Source organism: Pelomonas sp. V22, from assembly GCF_030014915.1.
In the GTDB taxonomy this organism is placed as follows: domain Bacteria; phylum Pseudomonadota; class Gammaproteobacteria; order Burkholderiales; family Burkholderiaceae_C; genus JAUASW01.
This window is the reverse complement of sequence record NZ_JAGIXS010000008.1, coordinates 48,320-68,699: the sequence shown is the minus strand read 5'-3', so window position 1 is coordinate 68,699 and position 20,380 is coordinate 48,320. Positions and strand designations below refer to the sequence as shown.

The 20,380-nt window shown below is 67.1% G+C and carries 20 protein-coding genes; 7 read left to right on the top strand and 13 right to left on the bottom strand.

Annotation, left to right across the window (positions count from 1 at the left end; translation table 11 throughout):
* Positions 1-9 precede the first annotated feature (9 nt).
* Positions 10-1,326: a hypothetical protein gene (locus J7U46_RS21280; protein ID WP_282829231.1), complete on the top strand. Its 1,317-nt coding sequence runs from the start codon at positions 10-12 to the stop codon at positions 1,324-1,326.
* A gap of 53 nt (positions 1,327-1,379) precedes the next feature.
* Here the strand turns inward: J7U46_RS21280 and ubiA are convergent, their stop codons facing one another.
* From ubiA to J7U46_RS21235, 9 genes are all read right to left on the bottom strand, one after another.
* Positions 1,380-2,285 (bottom strand): 4-hydroxybenzoate octaprenyltransferase, encoded by a 906-nt coding sequence (gene ubiA / locus J7U46_RS21275; protein ID WP_282829230.1) that lies wholly within the window; start codon positions 2,283-2,285, stop codon positions 1,380-1,382.
* Entirely contained in the window at positions 2,282-2,659 is a 378-nt protein-coding gene (locus tag J7U46_RS21270; RefSeq protein ID WP_282829229.1) for a hypothetical protein, read from the bottom strand. Before J7U46_RS21270 ends, ubiA begins: the two co-directional genes overlap by 4 nt.
* Positions 2,660-2,801: 142 nt before the next feature.
* A complete protein-coding gene (locus J7U46_RS21265; RefSeq protein WP_282829228.1) occupies positions 2,802-3,296 on the bottom strand; it encodes a hypothetical protein in 495 nt (164 codons plus the stop codon).
* Position 3,297: 1 nt separating this feature from the next.
* Complete coding sequence (locus J7U46_RS21260; RefSeq protein ID WP_282829227.1) at positions 3,298-4,533, bottom strand: hypothetical protein; 1,236 nt, start codon at positions 4,531-4,533, stop codon at positions 3,298-3,300.
* 37 nt (positions 4,534-4,570) lie between these two features.
* Positions 4,571-5,770, bottom strand: a complete 1,200-nt coding sequence (locus J7U46_RS21255; RefSeq protein ID WP_282829226.1) for a hypothetical protein — start codon at positions 5,768-5,770, stop codon at positions 4,571-4,573.
* A gap of 178 nt (positions 5,771-5,948) precedes the next feature.
* A complete protein-coding gene (locus J7U46_RS21250) occupies positions 5,949-6,407 on the bottom strand; it encodes a hypothetical protein (protein WP_282829225.1) in 459 nt (152 codons plus the stop codon).
* Complete coding sequence (locus tag J7U46_RS21245; protein ID WP_282829224.1) at positions 6,404-9,094, bottom strand: hypothetical protein; 2,691 nt, start codon at positions 9,092-9,094, stop codon at positions 6,404-6,406. The genes J7U46_RS21250 and J7U46_RS21245 overlap by 4 nt, the downstream gene beginning before the upstream one ends.
* Before the next feature lie 74 nt (positions 9,095-9,168).
* Complete coding sequence (locus tag J7U46_RS21240; RefSeq protein WP_282829223.1) at positions 9,169-10,059, bottom strand: caspase family protein; 891 nt, start codon at positions 10,057-10,059, stop codon at positions 9,169-9,171.
* Positions 10,059-13,085, bottom strand: a complete 3,027-nt coding sequence (locus J7U46_RS21235) for a CHAT domain-containing protein (protein ID WP_282829222.1) — start codon at positions 13,083-13,085, stop codon at positions 10,059-10,061. The genes J7U46_RS21240 and J7U46_RS21235 overlap by 1 nt, the downstream gene beginning before the upstream one ends.
* Here J7U46_RS21235 and J7U46_RS21230 point away from each other — a divergent pair.
* The 4 genes from J7U46_RS21230 (at position 13,054) to J7U46_RS21215 (ending at position 15,681) form a co-directional block, all read left to right on the top strand.
* Positions 13,054-13,584 (top strand): RNA polymerase sigma factor, encoded by a 531-nt coding sequence (locus J7U46_RS21230; RefSeq protein WP_282829221.1) that lies wholly within the window; start codon positions 13,054-13,056, stop codon positions 13,582-13,584. The two genes, J7U46_RS21235 and J7U46_RS21230, sit on opposite strands and share 32 nt — an antisense overlap.
* Complete coding sequence (locus J7U46_RS21225) at positions 13,574-14,125, top strand: hypothetical protein (RefSeq protein ID WP_282829220.1); 552 nt, start codon at positions 13,574-13,576, stop codon at positions 14,123-14,125. Before J7U46_RS21230 ends, J7U46_RS21225 begins: the two co-directional genes overlap by 11 nt.
* Positions 14,126-14,202: 77 nt before the next feature.
* A complete protein-coding gene (locus J7U46_RS21220; protein ID WP_282829219.1) occupies positions 14,203-14,904 on the top strand; it encodes a YebC/PmpR family DNA-binding transcriptional regulator in 702 nt (233 codons plus the stop codon).
* Between the two features lie 12 nt (positions 14,905-14,916).
* Positions 14,917-15,681 carry a CPBP family intramembrane glutamic endopeptidase gene (locus tag J7U46_RS21215; protein WP_282829218.1) on the top strand — a complete coding sequence of 255 codons (765 nt, stop codon included), beginning with the start codon at positions 14,917-14,919 and terminating at the stop codon, positions 15,679-15,681.
* Here J7U46_RS21215 and J7U46_RS21210 read toward each other — a convergent pair.
* Positions 15,653-16,324, bottom strand: coding sequence for a CAAX prenyl protease-related protein (locus J7U46_RS21210; RefSeq protein WP_282829217.1), 672 nt, complete (start codon positions 16,322-16,324; stop codon positions 15,653-15,655). The genes J7U46_RS21215 and J7U46_RS21210 overlap by 29 nt on opposite strands.
* 46 nt (positions 16,325-16,370) lie before the next feature.
* Between J7U46_RS21210 and J7U46_RS21205 the strand changes: the two genes are divergently transcribed.
* Positions 16,371-16,694, top strand: coding sequence for a YkgJ family cysteine cluster protein (locus J7U46_RS21205; protein WP_282829216.1), 324 nt, complete (start codon positions 16,371-16,373; stop codon positions 16,692-16,694).
* Here the strand turns inward: J7U46_RS21205 and J7U46_RS21200 are convergent.
* Both J7U46_RS21200 and J7U46_RS21195 read right to left on the bottom strand, forming a co-directional pair.
* Complete coding sequence (locus J7U46_RS21200; RefSeq protein ID WP_282829215.1) at positions 16,691-17,842, bottom strand: CoA transferase; 1,152 nt, start codon at positions 17,840-17,842, stop codon at positions 16,691-16,693. The two genes, J7U46_RS21205 and J7U46_RS21200, sit on opposite strands and share 4 nt — an antisense overlap.
* A complete protein-coding gene (locus J7U46_RS21195) occupies positions 17,839-18,738 on the bottom strand; it encodes a LysR family transcriptional regulator (RefSeq protein ID WP_349239501.1) in 900 nt (299 codons plus the stop codon). Before J7U46_RS21195 ends, J7U46_RS21200 begins: the two co-directional genes overlap by 4 nt.
* Positions 18,739-18,852: 114 nt before the next feature.
* Between J7U46_RS21195 and J7U46_RS21190 the strand changes: the two genes are divergently transcribed.
* Positions 18,853-19,494, top strand: a complete 642-nt coding sequence (locus J7U46_RS21190) for an NAD(P)-dependent oxidoreductase (protein ID WP_282829214.1) — start codon at positions 18,853-18,855, stop codon at positions 19,492-19,494.
* Positions 19,495-19,515: 21 nt separating this feature from the next.
* On the opposite strand, the gene rlmJ is transcribed toward J7U46_RS21190, so the two are convergent.
* Positions 19,516-20,370, bottom strand: a complete 855-nt coding sequence (gene rlmJ / locus J7U46_RS21185; RefSeq protein WP_282829212.1) for a 23S rRNA (adenine(2030)-N(6))-methyltransferase RlmJ — start codon at positions 20,368-20,370, stop codon at positions 19,516-19,518.
* Positions 20,371-20,380 lie beyond the last annotated feature (10 nt).

Below are 20,380 nucleotides of genomic sequence, written 5' to 3'. Positions count from 1 at the left end.
ATTGCGGCAGTGTTAGTGCTGGCTCCGGTGCAGGCGCAGACCGGTGCTGTTGCGGCCATCAACCGGGCCAGCTACGACGTGGCGGGCTGGGCAGCCGGCACCCAGGGCGGCCGCGGGGGCCGCATCCTCCGGGTCACGACCCTGGCCGAATCGGGCCCGGGCTCGTTGCGCGAGGCGGTCGAGGCCGAAGGGCCGCGCATCGTGGTCTTCGAGGTGGGCGGCGTGATCGACATGGCGGGCAAGGAGCTCAACATCCGCCACCCGTTCATCACCATCGCTGGGCAGACGGCGCCCCATCCGGGCATCACCCTGATCAAGGGCGAGACGAACATCCGCACCAGCCAAGTCATCATCCAGCACCTGATGTTCCGGCCCGGCGAGTTCGGCCGGCCCAAGAAGGGCGGGGCGGACCAGGACGGCATCTCCACGCAGGGCGCGGCCAGCCAGGTCATCGTCGACCACTGCAGCTTCTCCTGGGCGACCGACGAGAACCTCTCGGTCGGCGGCCCGCGCTTCAATGGCGGCGACAAGCCGGAAGACTGGCGCCTGAACACCTCCCACCAGATCACCTACAGCCACAACCTGATCTACGAGGGCCTGGCCAATTCGGTGCACGAGAAGGGCGAGCATTCCAAGGGTAGCCTGATCCACGACAACGCCACCGGCATCCTGCTCTACGCCAATCTCTACGCCTCGAACATGGAGCGCAACGCCCTGTTCAAGGGCGGCGTGCACGCGGCCATGGTCAACAACCTGATCTACAACCCGGGCTGGAAGGCCGTGCACTACAACCTGGTGGCGCATGAGTGGGTGGGCCGGCCCTTCCAGCTGGGCAAGGTGACGCTGATCGGCAATGCCTACCGCCAGGGGCCGGACACGCGGCCGAGCACGCCCTTGTTCGCCCTCGGCGGCCATGGCGACGTGGAGCTGTTCCTGCAGGACAACATCGCCGTCGACGAGGTTGGCAAGCCGGTGGCGCAGACCGGTGTCTACACGGCCGGCACAGCCCGCATCCTCAAGGCCGAGCAGCCCTACCTGCCGCCCGACATCCGCATCCACGCGGCGGCGCGTCTGGAGGCGGAGCTGCCACTGGCCGTTGGCGCGCGGCCCTGGGACCGCGACCCCATCGACTTCAAGCTGCTGTCCGACGTGGCCGAGGGCCGCGGCCAGATCATCGATTCAGAACTGCAGAACGCCCACGGCCATCCGCACGGCAAGCTCTATGCGCCGACGCGGCGGGCGTTCGATCCGGCGCAGTGGAATCTCGGCGACATGAGCCCCAGGGAGGGCTGGGACTCACTCTTTGTGAACCAGAAGGCGCAGTGAGGCTGCGCGGCTGAGCTGGGGGCCTGCCTGGGCAGTGCCCCAGGGCGCCTTGTTCAGCGCAGCGCCAGATCCACCACCGTCCCAACAAACACCGCAAACCCCAGCCAGTGGTTCTGCCGGAAGGCCTTGAAGCAGCCTTCGCGCGAGCGTTCGCGTATCAGCGTGTAGTGCCAGACCACCTGTGCGGCGGCGACGACCACGCCCGCGATGAAGTACTTGCCGAGGCCGAAGCGCAGCCCGAGCCCCGTCCAGGCGGCCAGGTAGATCACATAGAAGACCATCACGCCGATCACGTCGAAACGGCCCAGCGTCAAAGCCGAGGTCTTGATGCCGATGCGGATGTCGTCATCGCGGTCCACCATCGCGTACTCGGTGTCGTAGGCCAGCACCCAGAACAGGTTGGCGACGAGCAAGGCCCAGGCTGACAGCGGCACGGCCGCATTGAGCGCTTCCAGGCTGAAGACGGTGCCGCCCTGGGCGGCCGAGAAGGCCATGGGGATGCCGAATGAAAAGGCCACGCCCAGCACGGCCTGCGGCATCGCGACCAGGCGCTTGGCGTACGGATAGACCAGGGCCACGGCCAGGGCCGCGAACGACAGCAGGATGGTCGTGGCGTTGGTCGTCAACACGAGGCCAAAGGCCGCCAGCGCAAGACCTGCCCCCAGCAGCAGGGCCTCCTTGACCGACACCGCGCCGCTGGTGACCGGCCGGTTGGCGGTGCGCTTCACATGCTTGTCGAAGTCGCGGTCGGCCACATCGTTGATGCAGCAGCCGGCCGAGCGCATCAGGATGGTGCCAAGCGTGAACACCACGAGCAGGTGCCAGCCGGGCCAGCCGTCCGCCGCTATCCAGAGGCAGCCCAGCGTGGGCCAGAGCAACAGCAGCCAGCCGGCCGGGCGGTCCCAGCGGATCAGGTCCAGGTAGAGGGAGAGGCGGGAGCGGGGCGCGTCGGGGCTCATGGAGGCATTGTCGCCGGCCGAGCCAGCGCTGACGCGGTCGGACGTGCGTTGGTCAGGGCGCCTCGTCCTTGAAGGCCACCCGCTCGCGTGCCATCGCTTCCGGGGGAATACCGCAGCAAAATGCGCAGCAGCGTGCCGTCCTGGTGGATGGCCTGTAGGGCCTTGCGGATCTGCTGGCAGCGACCCTCGCTGAGGGTCTTGCGCGAGAGGTAGATGCCCGCCAGGAAGGGCTCCCCCTCAGGAATGGGCAGCGGGCGTATGTCGGCACCGCCGGCAATCCGGCGGAGGGTGACGAAGTAGGCAGGTGTGGTGATCAGGCCGTCGTAGCGACCAGCCAGCAGGCGCGGGATCAGGCCTATCGAATCGGACCTCACGGGACCGGGCGCTTCACGAGTCTTTCGAATGTTGCTGACGCGGCCTGATTTCAATGGGCAGTTGAGCGGCGTCGCATATCGGCTGCGGTGCCTCACATGCCGAATGAACGGAGACTGGGCAGGTTCAGCGACGCTTCCCCTGCTAGTTGCATTTCTGGCTCGCTGCCATTTCCAGCGACGCCGCCGAGTTGTTGAACCCAGCTCCCACGCTGCCCCACTTGCCGTTCTTGTCGCGGTACAGCTTGTGCTCGGCGCCGCTGCGACAGCGGACCACGAAGATGGTGTGCCGCGTGTCGAAGCCGAACTCCGAGAAGCCGCCTTCGTACTGCCTGACGATCTTCCATGCGCTGCCCGTGGCTGCTGTTGAAGGGTTGCTGTTGGTGCTGCTGGGGCCTGCGGCCGCCTGCTCTGCCTGACGCTGCTTGTTGCGCCGGTCCGTTTCGTCCACCTGGGCGCCCAGTGCGCTCCGGGCCCGCGCGATGTCGCTGCGGACTGATGCAGCGACGCTCAGTTCGACCTTGTTGCCCGAGCTGGCGTCTGCCTTGCGGTAGGCGTCATCGACGGGATTGGCCTGGCCAGAGACGCTGACGAAGACATACAGCAGGGCGAAGCAGGCGATGTGTTTGTAGGTGCGCATGTCAATTCGGCAGAGGCCGCCCCTTGCTGTCGAACAAGCCGGCGAAGCTTCTTCCGGACTTGTCCGTGACCTTGCCGCAGCGTGGGACGAAGCCGATCTCAAAGGTCGCATAGTCCCTGCCGCTGATCTGCTCGGTGCTGATGAAGGCGGTGCCCAGCGGCTCAGCCTCCCGTGAGCTGTTGGAGTAGATCTGACGCAGGCAGAGCTCATAGCCGCTGGCATCGAACTCGAGCGAATCGGACTTGAAATAGTGGACGGGAGACTGTCGCCATTGCTCACGATGCTCGTAAAAGGCGGCCATGAAGTTCCCTGCGGGTGTCTGGAGGCGATAGATGTAGTCGCTGGTGAGCGGCCTGGTCGATGTCTTGTCCGGCCGGACCGAGTTCAACAGCACGGCAGCCGAGGTGTTCTCCATCTGGAAGTCGAAGCGGCCGGCCACCGAGAGGGTCGGCGTCGTTGCATGGTGGGGCCAATCCTGGCGTCGCTGCGGGGAGACCAAGGTGCCAGTCACTGCCTTGAGATCGAAAGTCGCGCGGATGTACTCGTTGAAGCCACTCTTGAAATGCAGCACACCCAGGCTGGCTGCCTGCGCTGTTCCAGACAGGCTGAAGGGGTCATGCCGGTACTGGGAGGTCCCGGTCACGTCGACATGGTGGCCGGACACCCTGAGATCGACAGCCCCGTGCTCGTCATAGGCCAGCGTGCGCGCGGTCCACTTGTGGGACTGGCCGGCGATGTCAGCCTCATCCATCTCCAGGCGCACGCGCCCATTGACCTTCACCATCCTGACGCTGCCCGTGCGCGCCTTGGCGACGACGCCATTGCAGGCGATCGTGTTGTCGGCGGGCTGCCCTTCGCGAAAGTTGACCAGGCAGGCCAGGCCTCGTCTTTCGAAGGGCTTGCCATTCGCTCGGCTGATGACACGCTGAGCCGACTCCACCGTGCTGTTGATCTGTTGCCCCAGATCTTCCTTGGGCTTGCGTACATGGAACACGTGCTGCGGTCCATCCGGCAAGCCGTTGGCGAACTCGCCGATGAGCAGCATGTCGCCCATCGACGCGATGCCCTTGCCCTGCAGCTGACCGGCCTGGTTGCAGGAGCCGCTGTGCCGGAACCAGCCCTGCGTTTGCTCCTGGCATTGCACGTTGCTGCCGATCTGGTAGCTCTGAGCCCATGCCGACGAGGCGGGCAAGGCAGTCACAAGCAGCGTGATTGCCGCGGTGAGAGTCGTCCTCAAAGTGATTTCCTTTCCATGGGATGGCCGTTGGTGGCGCTCACAGCGGTTTCAAGGACTTCACTTGAAACTGCATGTCGAACCGTCCATCGGCCTTGAAGACGCGTGTGCCGCCCATCAGCAGTCCACTGGCGGCACCCGAGCCGCCGGAGATCGACTTCCACTCGATGTCGCGGCTGCCGCTGACCCGGTACTGGCCGTTGCGGCTGAAGATGAGCGAGACGGGGTACTCGAAGCTGCGACTCGTGGGTTCGTCCTTGATTTCGCATTTGTCGCCCCACAGGAAGCCGCAATTTCGCTCGCCGCTTTGAACGCCGTGGGCCACCAGGACGAGCACGCCATCGACCGCGTAGTCGAAGCGCGGCGCATAGATGTCGGTGCGGAGCTGACCGCTGAAGCTGAGCAGGGCGCGAAGCTTGGTCTCGACGACGCGGGCGATGACCACATTGCTGTCGTTGGCGTCGACGCGCCCGGTGCCGGCCAGAGTCGCCTTGAAGTCGAACAGCTTGTCCTGCAGAGACTGCATCACAAGCAGTTCCACCTGGGCCCGCTCTGCGTCTGTGGTGGCTGCATCATGCGCAACGCTCAGCAGCTCGCGGCGCTTGTTGATGGCATGCACTTTCAGCAGCGAGTCGACGCGACGCCCCTCGAGCGCCAGCCGTTGTGCCAAGGCAAGCGCCTTTGGCGATGACTCGACGCCATGGATGGACAACGCACGCTCGACCGTGTTCTCCGGCCCGGTCCGCCGGAGCAGTGCCTCCAGCACGCGCGAATCCTTGGTGGCGCTGTAGGTCTTCAATAGCGATGCGTCATCGTCAGACTCCAACGCCGCGCGGATGGACCCTTCCTGTAGCAACTGCCCGACGTCGATCTTGGCAAGCAGCAGGCCTGCGTCGGTGAGACAGTGCCCGCCCCATCTGCACACGGGCTGCGCCAGACCGAAGCGCGCGCGCTCGTTCAGCAATGACGGATCCAGCGGCTTGCCGTACTTGAAGAACAGGGTGCCTCGCCTGTCGGCCCAGTAGCGAACGCCCTGGTCGTTGGTCTTGATCGATGCAGACACGGCGGCGGGGCCTGGGATGGCAATGTCGTCGATCACCAAGGCCAGGTCGGTGAAGCCGCAGCGTCCCGAGTAGGGCCTGTCGATCTCGATCTCCACAAAGCCGTTGCGCTGGTACACGGCGTGGCGCAGCGTGCGGCAATCACCTTCACCAACGATCACACGGTCGGAATTGAGCAAACCCGTCACAGGTGCTGGGGGCACGGTTGCGGCAGTCTGAGCCGGCGCGGTTGTGGTGGTGCGCGCTGGTGGTTGTGTCGGCGGCGGGGGCGGGGCGCCAGCGCAGGCCGTCAGCAGACCCGCGATCCACACCATCACACTCCGAATCTGTATCCCACGTGTCATTGCGTCGACCTCATCATCGTGAACTCCGGCACTCCCACTGCGCCGACTCCGCCAGGCTCTTGGTGACCGGGCCGGTACTGGATTGCCACCGGCCCGAGTTCAGCAGGTGGACTGAGAACTCCTCCCTGGCCTTGCGTCCAAAGTTGCAGCGCACGCGCACTTCCTTCTGGTACCAGTGCGCCAGGCCACCGCCCTTCTTCTCGCCGAGCACAGTCCAGTCTGCGCTGCTGCGGTCTTCATAGGCCTTGTCGGCTGCGGCCGCCGCCGCCATCTCACGGCGGCGCTGTTCGAGCTCGGCATGGCGCTTGGCCACCGCCTGGGCTGACTCATTGGCGGTCTTGTTCACGCTGGCGTCGACCGTGCTCGTCGTCTTCGCCGGCTTGTTCTGGGCGTCCAGCAACTTGTCGATGTCCTGCGCGCGTGCCAGCACAGACAGGCTGCCCAGCACCGCGATCGCGAGCAGCACTCTCATGGCAGCAGCTTCACCGACTCGATCGAGGCCACGCCGGCAAAGCCGCTGATGGCCTCGCCGGATTCGGTGCCGAACAGCGCCGAGGTGCGGGCGCCGTCGAGGCTCAGTTCAAAGCTCCCCTTGGCGCGGTAGCCATTCGTGGTGTCGAGAACGACCTGGACCTCCCGCACGTAGGGCACGGTCCCAACGCGGTCCGAGCAGGCTGCGCCCAAGCAGGTGCGATGCGTCTTGTCGACTTTCAGACCTACCTTGAGCGTGACGGCGTAGCGCCCCTGCTTGAGCGGCAGCAAGGCCGTCTCCGGTGCCAGCGACCAGCTGAACTTGACCGGGACGGAGCTGGACACCGACCTGAAGAAGCCCAGCAGCCTCTCGGCGTCTTCCGTGCCAGCGGACTTGCCGCTGCCCTCCACACGGGAGGACAGGGTGAGCACCTTGTCGAAGCCGGCGAGCTGCATGAGCGTGTACTCGAGCCGTGCGCGCTCGGCGGGCGATGCCGCCAGTGCCTGAGCGCGTTTGAGGTCGTCCTTGTTGCCCTTGGCCTGGTAGGCGCTCAAAGCGGCCTCAAAGGTCTTGGTGGCATCGCCGCCGGACGCGCTGCCGGCAGCCGCGCTCGCGCTCAGCCAGGCCTGGCGTTCACTCGACAGGTCTTTGCCGGACAGCTTGGGAATGCAGTCGGCATAGGTGGCGCAGTCAAAGGCCTTGCTGCCCTGCTTGAACCAGCCGATGTCGTTGACCCGCTCGCCCGAGCAGCCGGCGGCGCCGCATCCGCTGGCAGACTTCGCTGTGCCGTAGCCTTGCAGCTTGCCCTCACGGAACATGCCGGACTCGATGTAGACCGTGTAGTTGGTGACGGGCGCAAAGGCACTGAGCAGCGCCCCCATGGTGCCTGAGCCCATGCTGGGCCTGCTGCCACCCCGTCTGCCTGTCCGAAACCCGACCCCATGGGGTTGACCATCCTTGCATTGGCCCCGGTAGTCGTCCTTCTGGCAGTAGTCGGGCACGAAGGCCCAGTACTTTTCACAAGGCACAAAGGCTTCGGTGTTCGATTTCTCGGTGGGCTTGGAGTCTTTCAGGCAGGCGATGTCAACGGGAACGCCTTTGTGGCGGGTGATGACGATGCCGGTGGTGGCAAAGCCGGCGATGTTGCACTGGCCAAGAAAATCGTTGCTGCTATCGGGGCCGGGATAGAGGTTGGAGACTTGTGCCTTGGCACAGCGACTCACGCCCGCCTCAGTGGATTCGATTGTCGCGACCTGCGCTGCCAGCCGCTCGAACTTGATGCCCCCGTTGAGCCTGACGCATTCTTGGTCGGTCTTGCACGGCGTGCTCAGACGGTCCTTGGTCCAGATGCCCCGATCCACGCGTCCATCGGCATAAACGCGTTCACCGTATCCCCCAAAAAATCCATCTGCCCAGTAGCCGTCGAAGTACCCTGCATTCGGCCAGCTGTACCGCCCCCTGCCGGCGAGCCTGTCGGCTACCCACTCGCCATCGTACTGATTGCCGCCTGCCCAGATCACGCGACCGCTGCCGCTGCGGATGTTGTAGTCAATACTGAAGGGCGTGGCGGCTTTCGAGGGATCACCCTCGGCGTCGCCCTCGTAGGCACTGCCATCGGAATAGACAATGGTTCTGGTCACGACGGGCCATCCCCTGGCGCTGTACCGCCCCAGTTTCACTGTCAATGATGGGCCTAGCCTGTCTGCATCAACACGCGTGTAGACCAGCTTTGAGGTATCGACGGTGGCGAGGACCCGCGCTTGTGCTCCGGCTTGTGCTCCTGCGAGCACTTCGTCGCTGATGAGCTGGATCTCCGTCGAGTCAGGCTTTGAAAAGCGAAGTTGCCACGAACCACTGCGGACGTACCAACCCGATTGATTGGCATTTTTCTTCATGACTGCCTGCAGCAGTTCGTCTGCCAGCGGAAGCGCTGCGTAGCTGACGCCGTCCGCGTCCACTCGGACTGAAAAGTTGCTTGACCCCACTCGGAGCAAAGTCTCAACGAACCCGTTGTCGATGAGTCGCATGTCCAGAATCTGCGCGTGTGCATCGAACTGCACCGATCGTAGCAAAGTGCCCGTGCGGGAGTACTCGGAAACGCGGCTCGAGTATTCAGTCATCAAGAGACTCTTGTTCCTGGTCTTGTGAAGGTCTCCTACCCAAGGCGTGTCCAGGTCCAGACGCTCGAGGGCCTTGAGCTTCCCGTCATTGATGGCGTAGATCACCAGCTGCGTTGGCCGGTTGGCGTCTTTGAGATACGTTGACCTTCTTCCGGAAACGACTGCGATTTCGCCGTCGCCGAGGTCGTACAGGTCGCCCCAGGTCTGCGAACTTCCGAAAGGCAGTGCGGAACTGGACATCAGTTTCTTCTCCAGGTCATAGACCCGAACCATGCCTTCGCCGCCTGTGGTGGCGGTGACGAAGTAGCGCCCGTTCTGCACCGCAACGCTTGACAGCACCAGCGCCTTTTCTTGCGCCGGCAGATTGGCCAGCAATTTCCCGTTTGCATCCACCAGCTTGATCGCCGGATTGGGGCAGCTGGAGCAGGTCTTGTTGGTCAGCACGATCCTGCGCCCGTCGGGCAGCAGCGTTTCTGCCTCGGCCAGGGCGAGGCCGCTGGCGCAAAGCATGAGCAGTGATATGGCGAGGCAGCGCAGCCGGCGCGGCCAGGGGAAGGGAGTCGTCATGGGAGCTTTCAGCGGTCTGGCGAGTGGCACCTTGCTTTGGTGCCAGTCACCGTCTCGATATCAGCCCCGTTCCCTCAGTGCTTACCCGTAATCGCTCCGCCGGCAAACAGGGGTACTGGCTTCGTTCGCCCTTCGCTGGCATAGCGCCGCTGGAGCGCTTCCATCAGCGAGCCAGCGTCGCCGAGACCCCGCTCACGCAACAGCGCCGCCACGTGCCAGCTGAACACGCCATGGCGCTGCGTGGCTGCGAAGCCGGCTCCGCGAGGCAGCCATTCCTCGGCCACGCGCTCGTGGCTGCGGCCGGCGAAGACGAGCACGCGGCCGTCGAGGCGGGGACTGCCCAGGCTGCGTGTGGCGCGCGGCTGGGCTTCCCGGGGCAGGCCCAGGTCGGCCGGCGCCACGGCGCGGCTGAGCGGCTTGCTTGCACCACGCGCCATGCCCGCGGCATGGCAGGTGTCGAAGAAGGCCCAGACCGTGGCGCCCTTGTCGACGAGCGCATCGATCCAGTCGCCGATCTCGTCGTCGATGATGGCATTGGGGATGGCCTCGATCTGCCCGGCGCCTTGCCATCGGCCCGCGTCCGAGGGCAGCAGCACCTCGTCCAGACCGTCCGGCTCGGGGTAACGTGGATGGCTGGGCTGTGGCTGCTGGCTGCCGTGGCCCGCGTAATGGAAGACCACGCGATCACCCGGGCGCACCTGGTCCAGCACGCCCGCCATCGCGCCCAGGATGTCCGCGCGGGTCGGTGCGTCGCTCAGGCTGCTCACCAGGCGCGGGTCAAAGCCGCGGGCGAGCAGTGCCTCCCGCATCAGGCGCACATCATTGGCCGGGCCCTCCAGCCACAGGGCCCTGGGCAGGGCGGGGTATCGGCTCACGCCCACCAGCAGGGCATGGTCGGCCGCGCTGGCGTCCAGGCAAGCCAGCGCGATGACCAGGCGAACCGCCAGGCGAATTTTCAGGCGCATCAGTCGAACCATGTGTAGGCCGCCCAGTAGTGAGGATGTTCGAGAGCGCTGCCTCGGTGCGCATCCAGCCAGCGGCGCTGCGCTGCAGCGAGCCATGCGGCGCTGGGGCGCGCCTGCCGGAGGTCGGTATCGGCCAGCCCGGCGTAGAAGGCGGTGACCCAGTCGGCGGCGGCTGTGTCGGCAATCCGCCAATGGGTGGCCATGACCTGCTGAACGCCGGCCAGCCTCAGGGCGCCGGCCAGGCTGCTGGCGCCGCGCCCGTCGTGGTCGGGCAGGCCGGTCTCGCAGGCGGACAGCAGGGCCAGCCTGACACCACGCCACGGCAGGCGGGCCAGCTCGCTGAGGCTCAGGACTTGGCCATTGCCCAGTTGCAGGTAGGTGGCCGCATCGCCGGCCGGGTCAAGATTGAAATGGCTGGCCACGTGCACGAGGGCCGGTCGCGCAGCCAGGCCTGCGCGCAAGGCCTCCGCGTCGAAGGCGGCGTCCAGTCGCAGCGTGGCGCCCGGCCAGCGCCTCAATGAGTCGATCTCGCGGGAGACGGCCGGCAGTGCCCCGCTGCGGCCGAGGGCGGCGGCATGGCCGAGACCGAGCGGCGCTCCGTGGTTGAGCTCGCCGGGCCTGACGATGCCCGGGCTGCGCTGGCTCACCGACAGGCGCTCCGCGAGGAAGCTGCGGCCGTCGTGCAGCGCCGCGAACGGGAGGTAGCGCAGCACGCCGTCGCTGCGCAACTTCAGGTCCCGTACGTCGGCTGGCAGATGCCTCAGCAGCGGCGCCAGCAGCTGGCGATGCAGGACTTGGGCCTGGCGGAGCAGGTCCTCAAGCGCGCTGTCCGGCCGTTCCAGGGATCGGCGGAACTCCTGGATCTGCCGCGCCAGTTGGGCCCGAGGCAGGGGCAGCTGAATGCGACGTGTCGCGCCCGATGCTGAACGCAGCAGCACATCGGTCCGCTGCTCGCTGACGATGTAGCTGACCTGTGCCTGGCCCGCCCTCAGCCGATCTTGCGGCTCGGCGACCGGTGGCGCCCGACCGCGGCCTTCGGCTCGCAGCTGGTCGGTGGCTGCAGCGATGCGCTGCGCTGCCTGGGTGAGCGCCTCGTCCGCTGCCGCCGAGCGGACGCTGCCCGCAGCCTGCTGAGCGGCCAGGCGGTCGATCTCCGGTTCGAGCGCCAGGGCCTGTTTCAGGAGCGCTGCTCCGGCCCGATCGACGGCCTGGTCCCAGCGGTGTTCGGCCGGGTTGAGTGAGGGCGGTCCCCGCATGACCGTCTGTCTGCGACCTGGTTCGTACAAGGCCTCCTCCTGCAGGAAAGCCAGGGTCTGGTCGGCCTCCGTGAGTCGTCCCTGGTCGAGCAGCAAGGCGATCAGCCGGCGCAGGTGCGGTTCATAACGGCTCATGCTGGCGCGCATCAGCTCGCTGGAGGACATGTCTGCGCGGGCCCGGTGCAGCGCAAGGCACATGCGCTTGTACATCGCGATCGCCACGTGCGGCGCCGCGTCGGCGTGGCCAGCCGCGGCTTCCACCAGGGCCAGGGCCTCGACCGCATGATCACGCCCCATGCTGCCCAGCGCCACGGCTTGCATTCGCGCGGATGCAGCCCGTGCCGGCTCGCGCCGAGCCATCAGCAGGTGCGCCAGCGCCCGGTCTGATTGCAGGGGCGCGGTCCAGCGGTCCAGGAAGCGTTGCAATGCCTGGCGGCCCCAGTTGATCATTTCCTGGTCGTCCTGCTGCTCGGCAACCACGAAAAACTCTTCCAGTGCCTGGGACTGCAGGAAGAAATCGCTGGCGTCCAGTTCCATCAGGACTTCGCGCAGGGCCGGCAAGGCCTGCGGACGACCCAGGCGGAGCATCGCAACGGCTTTGGAAATGCGAGCCGTGATGTTCTCCGAGCGGACCTGGTCCGCCAGCAAGCCGGCGTCGAGGGCCCAGGCCTCGGCCCGTTCGGCGTGCCGCATCACGGCCTCATACCGGCCCAGCGAGAGCTGCTGGCTGGCCAGGTTGTATTCGGCGCGGGCGCCGCGGATCCAGTGGCGCGGCTGGCGGATGGCCCAGTAGTCGGCAACGCGCTGCTGCGACTCCGCGGCTTCCTGCACGCGCCCCGTGTGATCGAGCACCAAAGCCCTTTCGCTTTCGATCCAGGCCAGCAGGTCGGTGCCCGGCCAGGCCTTGGCTGCCCGATGGTAGGCGGGTTCGATCAGCGCGAGGGCTCGTTCGGGCCGGTCGGCCCGGCGGTAGGCTACCGACAGCACACGTGCCATGGCCAGCACGGGGGCCGCCGAGAGGTCCAGCTGACGGAGCAGTTGTCCGTTCAGGGCCTCCATGTCAGGAAGCAATGGCTGATGGCCGTAGAACGACTCGATCAGATGGGCCAGCGCCAGCTCGGCATGGCGATCGCCGGCCTGGATTCGCGCAATCGACGGCGCCAGCACCCGCTGGCCCAGCCATGCCGCGGCCTCGTCGGGCGTGGTGACGTCGCGCAGATGCAGCCAGAGGCTGGCCATCAGCCGCATGCGAAGCTCGGCGGGCAGGGGGGCAGCACTCTCAGCCGTGAGGAGACCATCGCCCACCCGGCGCAACTGTGCAGCGGCATCGGGCTGCACTTTCAGCTGCAACGCGCGGCAACCATGCAATGCGAGCAGCAACCAAGCGGCCTGTTCGTCGTCTGCGCGCCGAGCCGCCAGACCTTCAACCGGCGTCAGCGCCTGTAGGCAGGCACCGGCGTCGCCTGGCCTCGCCCGCATGCGGTTGGCGGCCTCGTTCAGGGCCTGCAGATCGGTACTTACATAGGGTGCCGTTCCTGCCGCAGCGGCTACAGTGGCAACCGCCGTGAGCAGTAGCGCGGTGTGCACATGCCGCCAGGCCAAGATCCGCTGTTGAACTGCCCGCCTCGTCAATCCAAGCCTCCTCATTCCTCGATGGGGCCTTGACTGCCCTCTGAAATGCCGCGCGATGATACCGACCGACGCTGATGCTGCTGCTGCGCTAAACCCTGGGAGTCCGATGGACGGCGGGCTGGCGCGCGAGGTGCCCACGGCCGCCGATCTTGCGGCGCTGTATCCGAAGTGGTACCCGCGACTGGCGCGCTATTTTTCGTCCTGTGGCTGCCATGAAGCCTTGTGCCACGAGCTGGCGCAGGAGAGCTTTGTCCAGGCGTTGCGCGGGCTCGACGGCTTTCGGGGGGGCGCGCAACTGTCCACCTGGCTGTGGGCCATCGGGCATCGAGTGCTGCTGGCCGAGAAGCGACGCCATCGACCGCTGGATCGCGTGGCGGACGTCAATGCGGTGGAGGACCTGATCTTTGCAGAGAGTCCGCATCTGAGCCTTGTCGGGGACTGCGTCCGACGAGGCTTTGCGCGTTTCGCTGCAGCCCATCCCGAGCGGGCCCAGGCGGTATTCCTGGCCTATGTTGCGGGCTGGGCGCACGCGGAGCTCGCCGAGTTGCTGGGCCGCAGCGAGCGGGCCACCACGGTCTACCTGTCTGAGTGTCGTGTGAAGTTGCAACCGTTTCTGGAGGACTGCAATGGCTGTTGAATCCTCCGATCAGCAGGGCCAGGACTGGCTGCGTGGTGTCGCGGGTGCGCCTGCGGGCGGCCACGAGACTGCAGCTTTCGCCGAAGGGCGGCGCCTGCGCGCCGGCCTGGATCGCCTGCCCGAGTTCGCCGCACCAGCCGAGGGGTGGGCGGAGGTCGAGCGGCGCGCCCACGCCCGACCCGCCCGCGCTGCCAACGATGCGCGGTGGCGCTGGGGTGCTGCGGCCGCCAGCCTCGCGCTGGCGGTGGGCCTGGCCCTCCATTGGCAGCCAGCGCAAGACCCGCAGTGGCGAGGCGCAGACGGGGGTGAAGCACAGTGGCGCAGCACGGCACCGCAGGCCGATGCACAACAGCTGGCCGTGCAGTTGCGCGGCTGGGGCGCGCAGGTGGACCTGCAGGCGGCCGCCGATGCGGGCGGATGGTCGCTGGACATCCAGTGCGCCTCACCCTGCGACGCACGGGTCGCGGCCCGCCTTGCCGAGCTGGAAACTGCCTTGCCGCCAACGGGGGGGCTGCGCCTGCTGGTGTTGCCGCGGCGCTGACGGCGCCAGCGCAAGAGGGGGCGGGATGGCGGAGGGTGTATAACCCGCCGCCATCAAGAAGCAATGGAGTACCCCTCATGGGCGCACAGTGGAAAGCCAAACACAAGGACATCGCCGCCAACGCCAAGGGCCGCGTGTTCACCAAGTTGTCCAAGGAAATCATGCAGGCGGCGCGCAATGGCGCTGACCCGGACATGAATGCTCGGCTGCGCATGGTGGTCGAGCAGGCCAAGAAGGCCTCGATGCCGCGCGACACCCTGGAGCGTGCCATCAAGAAGGGCGCTGGCCTCCTCGGGGAGGCGGTGAGCTTCGAGCGCGTGACCTACGAGGGCTTCACGCCGCACCGCGTGCCGGTGATCGTGGAATGCCTGACCGACAACGTGAACCGCACCGTCTCCGAGATGCGCGTGCTGTTCCGCAAGGGCCAGCTGGGCGCCAGCGGCTCGGTGTCCTGGGATTTCGACCATGTGGGCCTGATCGAGGGCTCGCCGGCCAGTCCGGGTGCCGATGCCGAGCTGGCGGCCATCGAGGCCGGTGCCCAGGATTTCGAGGCGACCGACGAAGGCGGCGCGCTCTTCATCACCGAAACGGCCGACCTCGACCTGGTCTGCCGCGCCCTGCCCGCCCAGGGTTTCACGGTCGATTCAGCCAAGCTCGGCTATCGCCCCAAGAACCCGGTGACGCTTGGCGCCGCCGAGCTGGAAGAGGTCGAGGCCTTCCTGGCCGCCATCGATGCGCACGATGACGTGCAGGAGGTCTACGTGGGCCTGGCGGGCTGAGCCGAGCCTGCCATGACGAGCCCGTCCTGGAGGCGACTCGACCGGCGTTTCGTCGTCGTCTTGCTAGGCCTGCTGGCTTGCTACCACGCTGCCGAGCTGGTTGGCACGCGCTGGTTGCACAGTGTTTTCTGGCAGGGCCTCCTGATGACGGCCGTGCTGCCGCTGGCCTTGCTGCTGGGGGCCTGGTTCTGGCGTGCGCCTCTGAGGAGCTATGCCTTGGAGATTCGACCCGGCGCAGGGCGCTGGTTGCTGGGAGGGCTTGTTGCGGCCCTGCTGGCCAAGCTGGCAGCGGTGACGCTGGGCGTCTGGCTCGGTGCCTATGCGGCCAGCGCACCTGCCGTGCCGTCGGGCGCCAGCCCTTCGGGCTTGCTGGCTTTCATGCTGCTGGCGACCTTCATCCCGTCACTGGCCGAGGACCTGCTGACGCGCGGCCTGTGGTGGCGCCACGGCCCCTTGCGCAGCGGCATGGGTTCCGTCCTGTTGAGCACGGCGGTCTATGTGCTCAACCATGTGTGGCTGCTCGCCAACGGCCCGCTCGAATGGCTGCGATTGGCCAGCTTTGGTCTGGCCTACGCCGTGGCGTTGATGCGTACCGGCTCTTTGTGGGCGGCACTCGGGCTGCACTGGGGCTGGAACCTGGCCAACAGCCTGCTCAGCACGGGCCTGGACCTGCAGACACTGCAGCCCACGACCAGCGTGGCCCTGTCGGTCGGCGCCCACCTGCTGCTGGCGGCGCTGTGCTTGCTCTTCACCAGAACTGCCAGTTCCCGGTCCTGATCACCCACAGGCCCAGCGCGCCATTGGTGACGGCGTGGGCGATCACGGCGGTCCAGAGCTTGCCGGTGCGCATGTAGAGCAGGGCATAGGCGAGGCCCGCCACGATGGCGGCCAGCCACAGCGTGTGGGCGAGCATGAAGATGAAGGTCGAGAGCACCAGGGCCTTGAGGCCCACCTGCGCCGGCGCCACCGTCTGGAACTGTGGCTGCGCGATCCAGCGCATCAGGAAGCTGCGCCAGAACAGCTCTTCCATCACCGGCACCAGCAGGGCCGCGCCGATGAGGCGCAGCGCCACCAGCGGCCAGATCAGGCCACCATTCGCATCGACGGGCACGAAGCTGGCGGTGGGCGTGCCGAGCTGCATCCAGGGCGCGTCCAGCACGATCCACAGGCCAAAGACCGCGAGGCCCACGGCCACGCTCCAGAGCAGCTCGCGCGCGTCCGGCAGGTTCTGCCGGCTCAGCTCGCCGTACTCTCGGCGGTAGTGCAGGAGCAGGCCGCCGACCGCGATGACGCCGAGGCCGTAGATCCAGCGCGGATCCAGGCCCTGCAAGCTCTCGGGCAGGGCGCCGCGCAGGCCCAGCAGGGCCATGAAGACGGCAAACGGCAGGCAGCGGGCGAGGGCGGCGGGCTGGAGGTTCATCGGCGCGAGCCTAGCATCGCGGCCGGCGATGCAAGAATCGCGCACCGTGAGTTCCTTCCCGTCTTCGTCGCCTGCTTCATCCAATCCTTGCCTGAACTGCGGCGCCTGCTGCGCGAACTTCCGCGTCTCGTTCTACTGGGCCGAGGGAGAGGGTCTGCCCGATGAGTTGGTGGAGCGGCTCACGCCCATCATGGCCTGCATGCGTGGGTCCAACAGCAGGGCACCGCGCTGTGCGGCCTTGCAGGGCGAGGTCGGCGACGCCGTCGGCTGCACGGTCTATGCGCATCGGCCCAGCCCCTGCCGTGAAGTGCTGGCGGGCGATGCCAAATGCAGGCAGGCCCGTGCGGCCTACGGCCTGCTGCCGCTCTAGCCCTGGGGCTTGAACTGGGCGTTGTGTTGGCCCAAGAGCGGAGCCAATGAGCGGATCGCGCCCGGCGTGTCGCTGAGCTTGGGTGTAATGCCGGGAACTTCGAGCGTTAGGCCGGCCGCTGTGGTGATGGTTTCTATCATCTGCCGCGCGCGGTAATGCGGGTCCTCCGCGATGTCGCGGGCCGTGTAGATGCGTCCTACCGGTACGCGCGCCGCCTGCAGGATCTCGACGACCTCGGCCACCTTGCGCTGCACGGTCCAGGCGGTGATGGCGGCATCGAGCTCGTCGACCCTGGCGGCGCGGCCGGCATTGCCGGCGAGGTCTGGATCCTGCCCGAGATCATCCCGGCCTATCGAAGCCATCAGGCGCTTGAAGATCGAATCGCCATTGCCGCCGATGACGACCTGGCCGTCGGCGCAGCGGTAGGCATTGCTCGGCGCAATGCCGGGCAGGGCCGAGCCGGCCGGTTCGCGCACGGCGCCAAAGGCGCTGTACTCGGGCAAGAGCGATTCCATGCAGTTGAAGACCGCTTCGTACAAGGCCACGTCCACCACCTGGCCCCGGCCCGTGGTGGCGCGTGCTTGCAGGGCCAGCAGCACGCCGATCACGCCGTGCAGCGCAGCCAGCGTGTCGCCTAGGCTCACGCCGGCGCGCACCGGCACGCGGCCCGGCTCGCCCATCAGGTGGCGCAGCCCGCCCATGGCCTCGGCCACGACGGCGAAGCCGGGGCGGTCGCGATAGGGCCCGGTCTGGCCGTAGCCGCTGATGCGCAGCATGATGAGGCGCGGGTTGAGGGCCGCGAGCGCCTCGTAGCCCAGGCCCCAGTCCTCCATCAGGCCGGGGCGGAAGTTCTCGATCAAGACATCGGCCTCGGCCGCCAGGCGGCGCGCGATCTCGCGGTCTTGCTCGGTACGCAGGTCGAGCTGGATGCTCTGCTTGTTGCGGCTCTGCACCTGCCACCAGACGCTGGTGCCCTCGTGCAGCATCCGCCACTGGCGCAGCGGGTCGCCTTCCGGCGGCTCCACCTTGAGCACCTCGGCGCCGAAGTCCGCGAGGGTCTTGCCGGCGAAGGGGCCGGCGATCAGCTGGCCCAGCTCCAGCACTTTGAGGCCCGTGAGCGGGCCGTTCTTCAGTGGCGATTCGTTCATGACGGCAGTATCGAAGCGAGGTGGGTCTTGAGGGCCTGGATCGCGTGGCGCACCTTGGCTGGCTGCGCGTCGCGCTGCGGCGCCAGCGCATAGATGGGCAGGGCGGACAGTTGCAGGCCGGGCATCAGCGGCAGCAGGCGGCCGGCCTGCTGGGCTTCGCGCACATCGTCCACCCCCAGCATGGCGAGGCCGAGGCCGGCTTCGCAGAGCTGCTGCAGGCTCAGCTGGTTGTTGCTGCTGGCACGCGGGCTGACGCGCAATTGCTGGCGCGCCGCCTCCTGCTGCAGGTCCAGCATCTGCACGCCGTCGGTGCCGGGACGCAGCATCAGCCAGTCGTGCTGGCTCAGCTCGCTCAAGGCTGCCGGCACGCCGCGCCGCGCGAGATAGGCCGGCGCCGCGTAGAGGGCGATCGGCTGCGCGCCGATGCGCTGGGCCACCCAGGGGCTGTCGGGCAGGCGGCCGAAGCGCACGGCCAGGTCGATGCGCTTGGCAATCAGGTCGGTGAAGCCGTCTTCCACCTCCAGGTGCAGGCTGAGGGCCGGATGGGCGGCGAGCAGCGGCGCCAATGCCGGGCCGATGTGCCGGGCAAAGCCCACCGGCGCAGCGATGCGCAGCTCGCCTTCCGGTGCATCGCGCAATTGCAGCAAGTGCTGCTGGGCACTGCGGGCAGCGGCCAGCATGGCGGCGCAACCCTCATGGAAACGCTCGCCGGCCGGGGTCAGCGAGAGCTTGCGCGTGGATCGGTGCAAGAGCGTCACGCCCATGTCGCGCTCCAGCAGGCGCACCTGCTGGCTGACGGCCGAGGTGGTGGTCTGGAGCTGCCGGGCGGCCGCCACGAAGCTGCCCTGCTCGACGACGGTGGCCAGCACGGCCATGCGCTTCAACTGGTCCAGCATGAAGTTTTTCTAAAGAGTGAGCGGTTATTTTGAGGACTTACGCGGTGATTGTGAAGTTCTGACAATTCAAGGCATCGCAACCACCGCCCGATTCCGGGCAGCAAGGACCCCCTCATGAAGATCGCCCTCATCGGTTCCACCGGCTTCGTCGGCAGCGCCCTGCTCAGCGAACTGCTGGCCCGCGGCCACCAGGTCACAGCCCTGTCCCGCAACCCCGCCAAGATCGCCGCTCAACCGGGCCTGGCTGTCGCTGAAGCGGATGTGCTGAATGCTGACGCCGTGGCCGCCGCCGTGCGTGGCGTGGATGCCGTGGTCAGCGCCTACAACCCGGGCTGGACCAACCCCGATCTGCACGACGAGTTCCTGCGCGGCACGGCCAGCATCACCGCCGGCACCAAGCAGGCGGGCGTGAAGCGCCTGATCGTGGTCGGCGGTGCCGGCAGCCTGTTCATCGCACCTGGCGTCCAGCTGGTCGACACGCCGGAGTTCCCGGCGCAATGGAAGCCGGGCGCCCTGGCCGCCCGCGAGGCGCTGAACCGCATCCGCGCCGAGAAGGACCTGGACTGGAGCTTCGTCTCGCCCGCCGCCCACCTGGTGCCCGGCGAGCGCCGTGGCAGCTACCGCCTCGGCGGCGAGGAGCTCGTGGTCGATGCTGCTGGTGAGTCGAACCTCAGCGTGGCCGACCTGGCCGTGGCCATCGTCGACGAGCTCGAAGCGCCCAAGCACATCCAGCGTCGGTTCACGGCGGCTTACTGAGTAGGCTGGCCGAGCCCAGCCTCAGACCGTCTGCTGTTCCAGCAGGAAGTTGGCGCCGTCGTACTGGCCCAGCTTGTCGACCAGCCAGGGCAGGCAGTCCTTGAGCTGGTCGTGCAGGGTGTAGGGTGGGTTCACCACGAACATGCCGCTGCCCAGCATGCCAAAGCCTTTATCGTCGGCCTGCGTGACGGTCAGGCGCACATGCAGCCAGCCCTTCTTGGACAGCGTGTCGGCGCTGGCCTTGAGGCGCTGGGCCAGCTGGGTCGATTCCAGCAGCGCGAGCTGCGGATACCAGATCAGGAAGACCGTGTCGGGGAACTTCTGCAGGCCTTCGCGCAGGGCGGCGAGCACCTTGCCGTAGTCGGTCTTGAGCTCGTAGGACGGGTCCATCAGCACGACGGCACGCCGCGAGGGCGGCGGCAGTTCGCCCTTCAGCGAGCTGAAGCCATCCTTGTCGGAGACCTGGGTGTTGGGCCGGGTCGAGAGGTAGCTCTCGAGGATGCGGAAGTCGGTCGGGTGCAGCTCGAACACGCGCAGCCGGTCCTGCTCGCGCATCAGCAAGTTGGCCAGGGCCGGCGAGCCGGGGTACTGGCGCAGCTGGCCGTCGGGGTTGAACTCCTTGACCAGCTCCACATAGGGCTTCAAGGGTTCGGGCAGATCCTTGGCGTCGTAGAGGCGCGCAATGCCGCCGCCGTACTCGCCCTTCTTCTGCGCATAACGGCCCTCGATGGAGTAGCCGCCGGCGCCGGCATGGGTGTCAACGAGGGTGTAGGCCTTGTCCTTCTCCCCCATGTAGCGCAGCACCTGGGTGAGGACCAGGTGCTTGAGGACATCGGCATGGTTGCCGGCATGGAAGGCGTGTCGGTAGGCGAGCATAGGGGCGCAT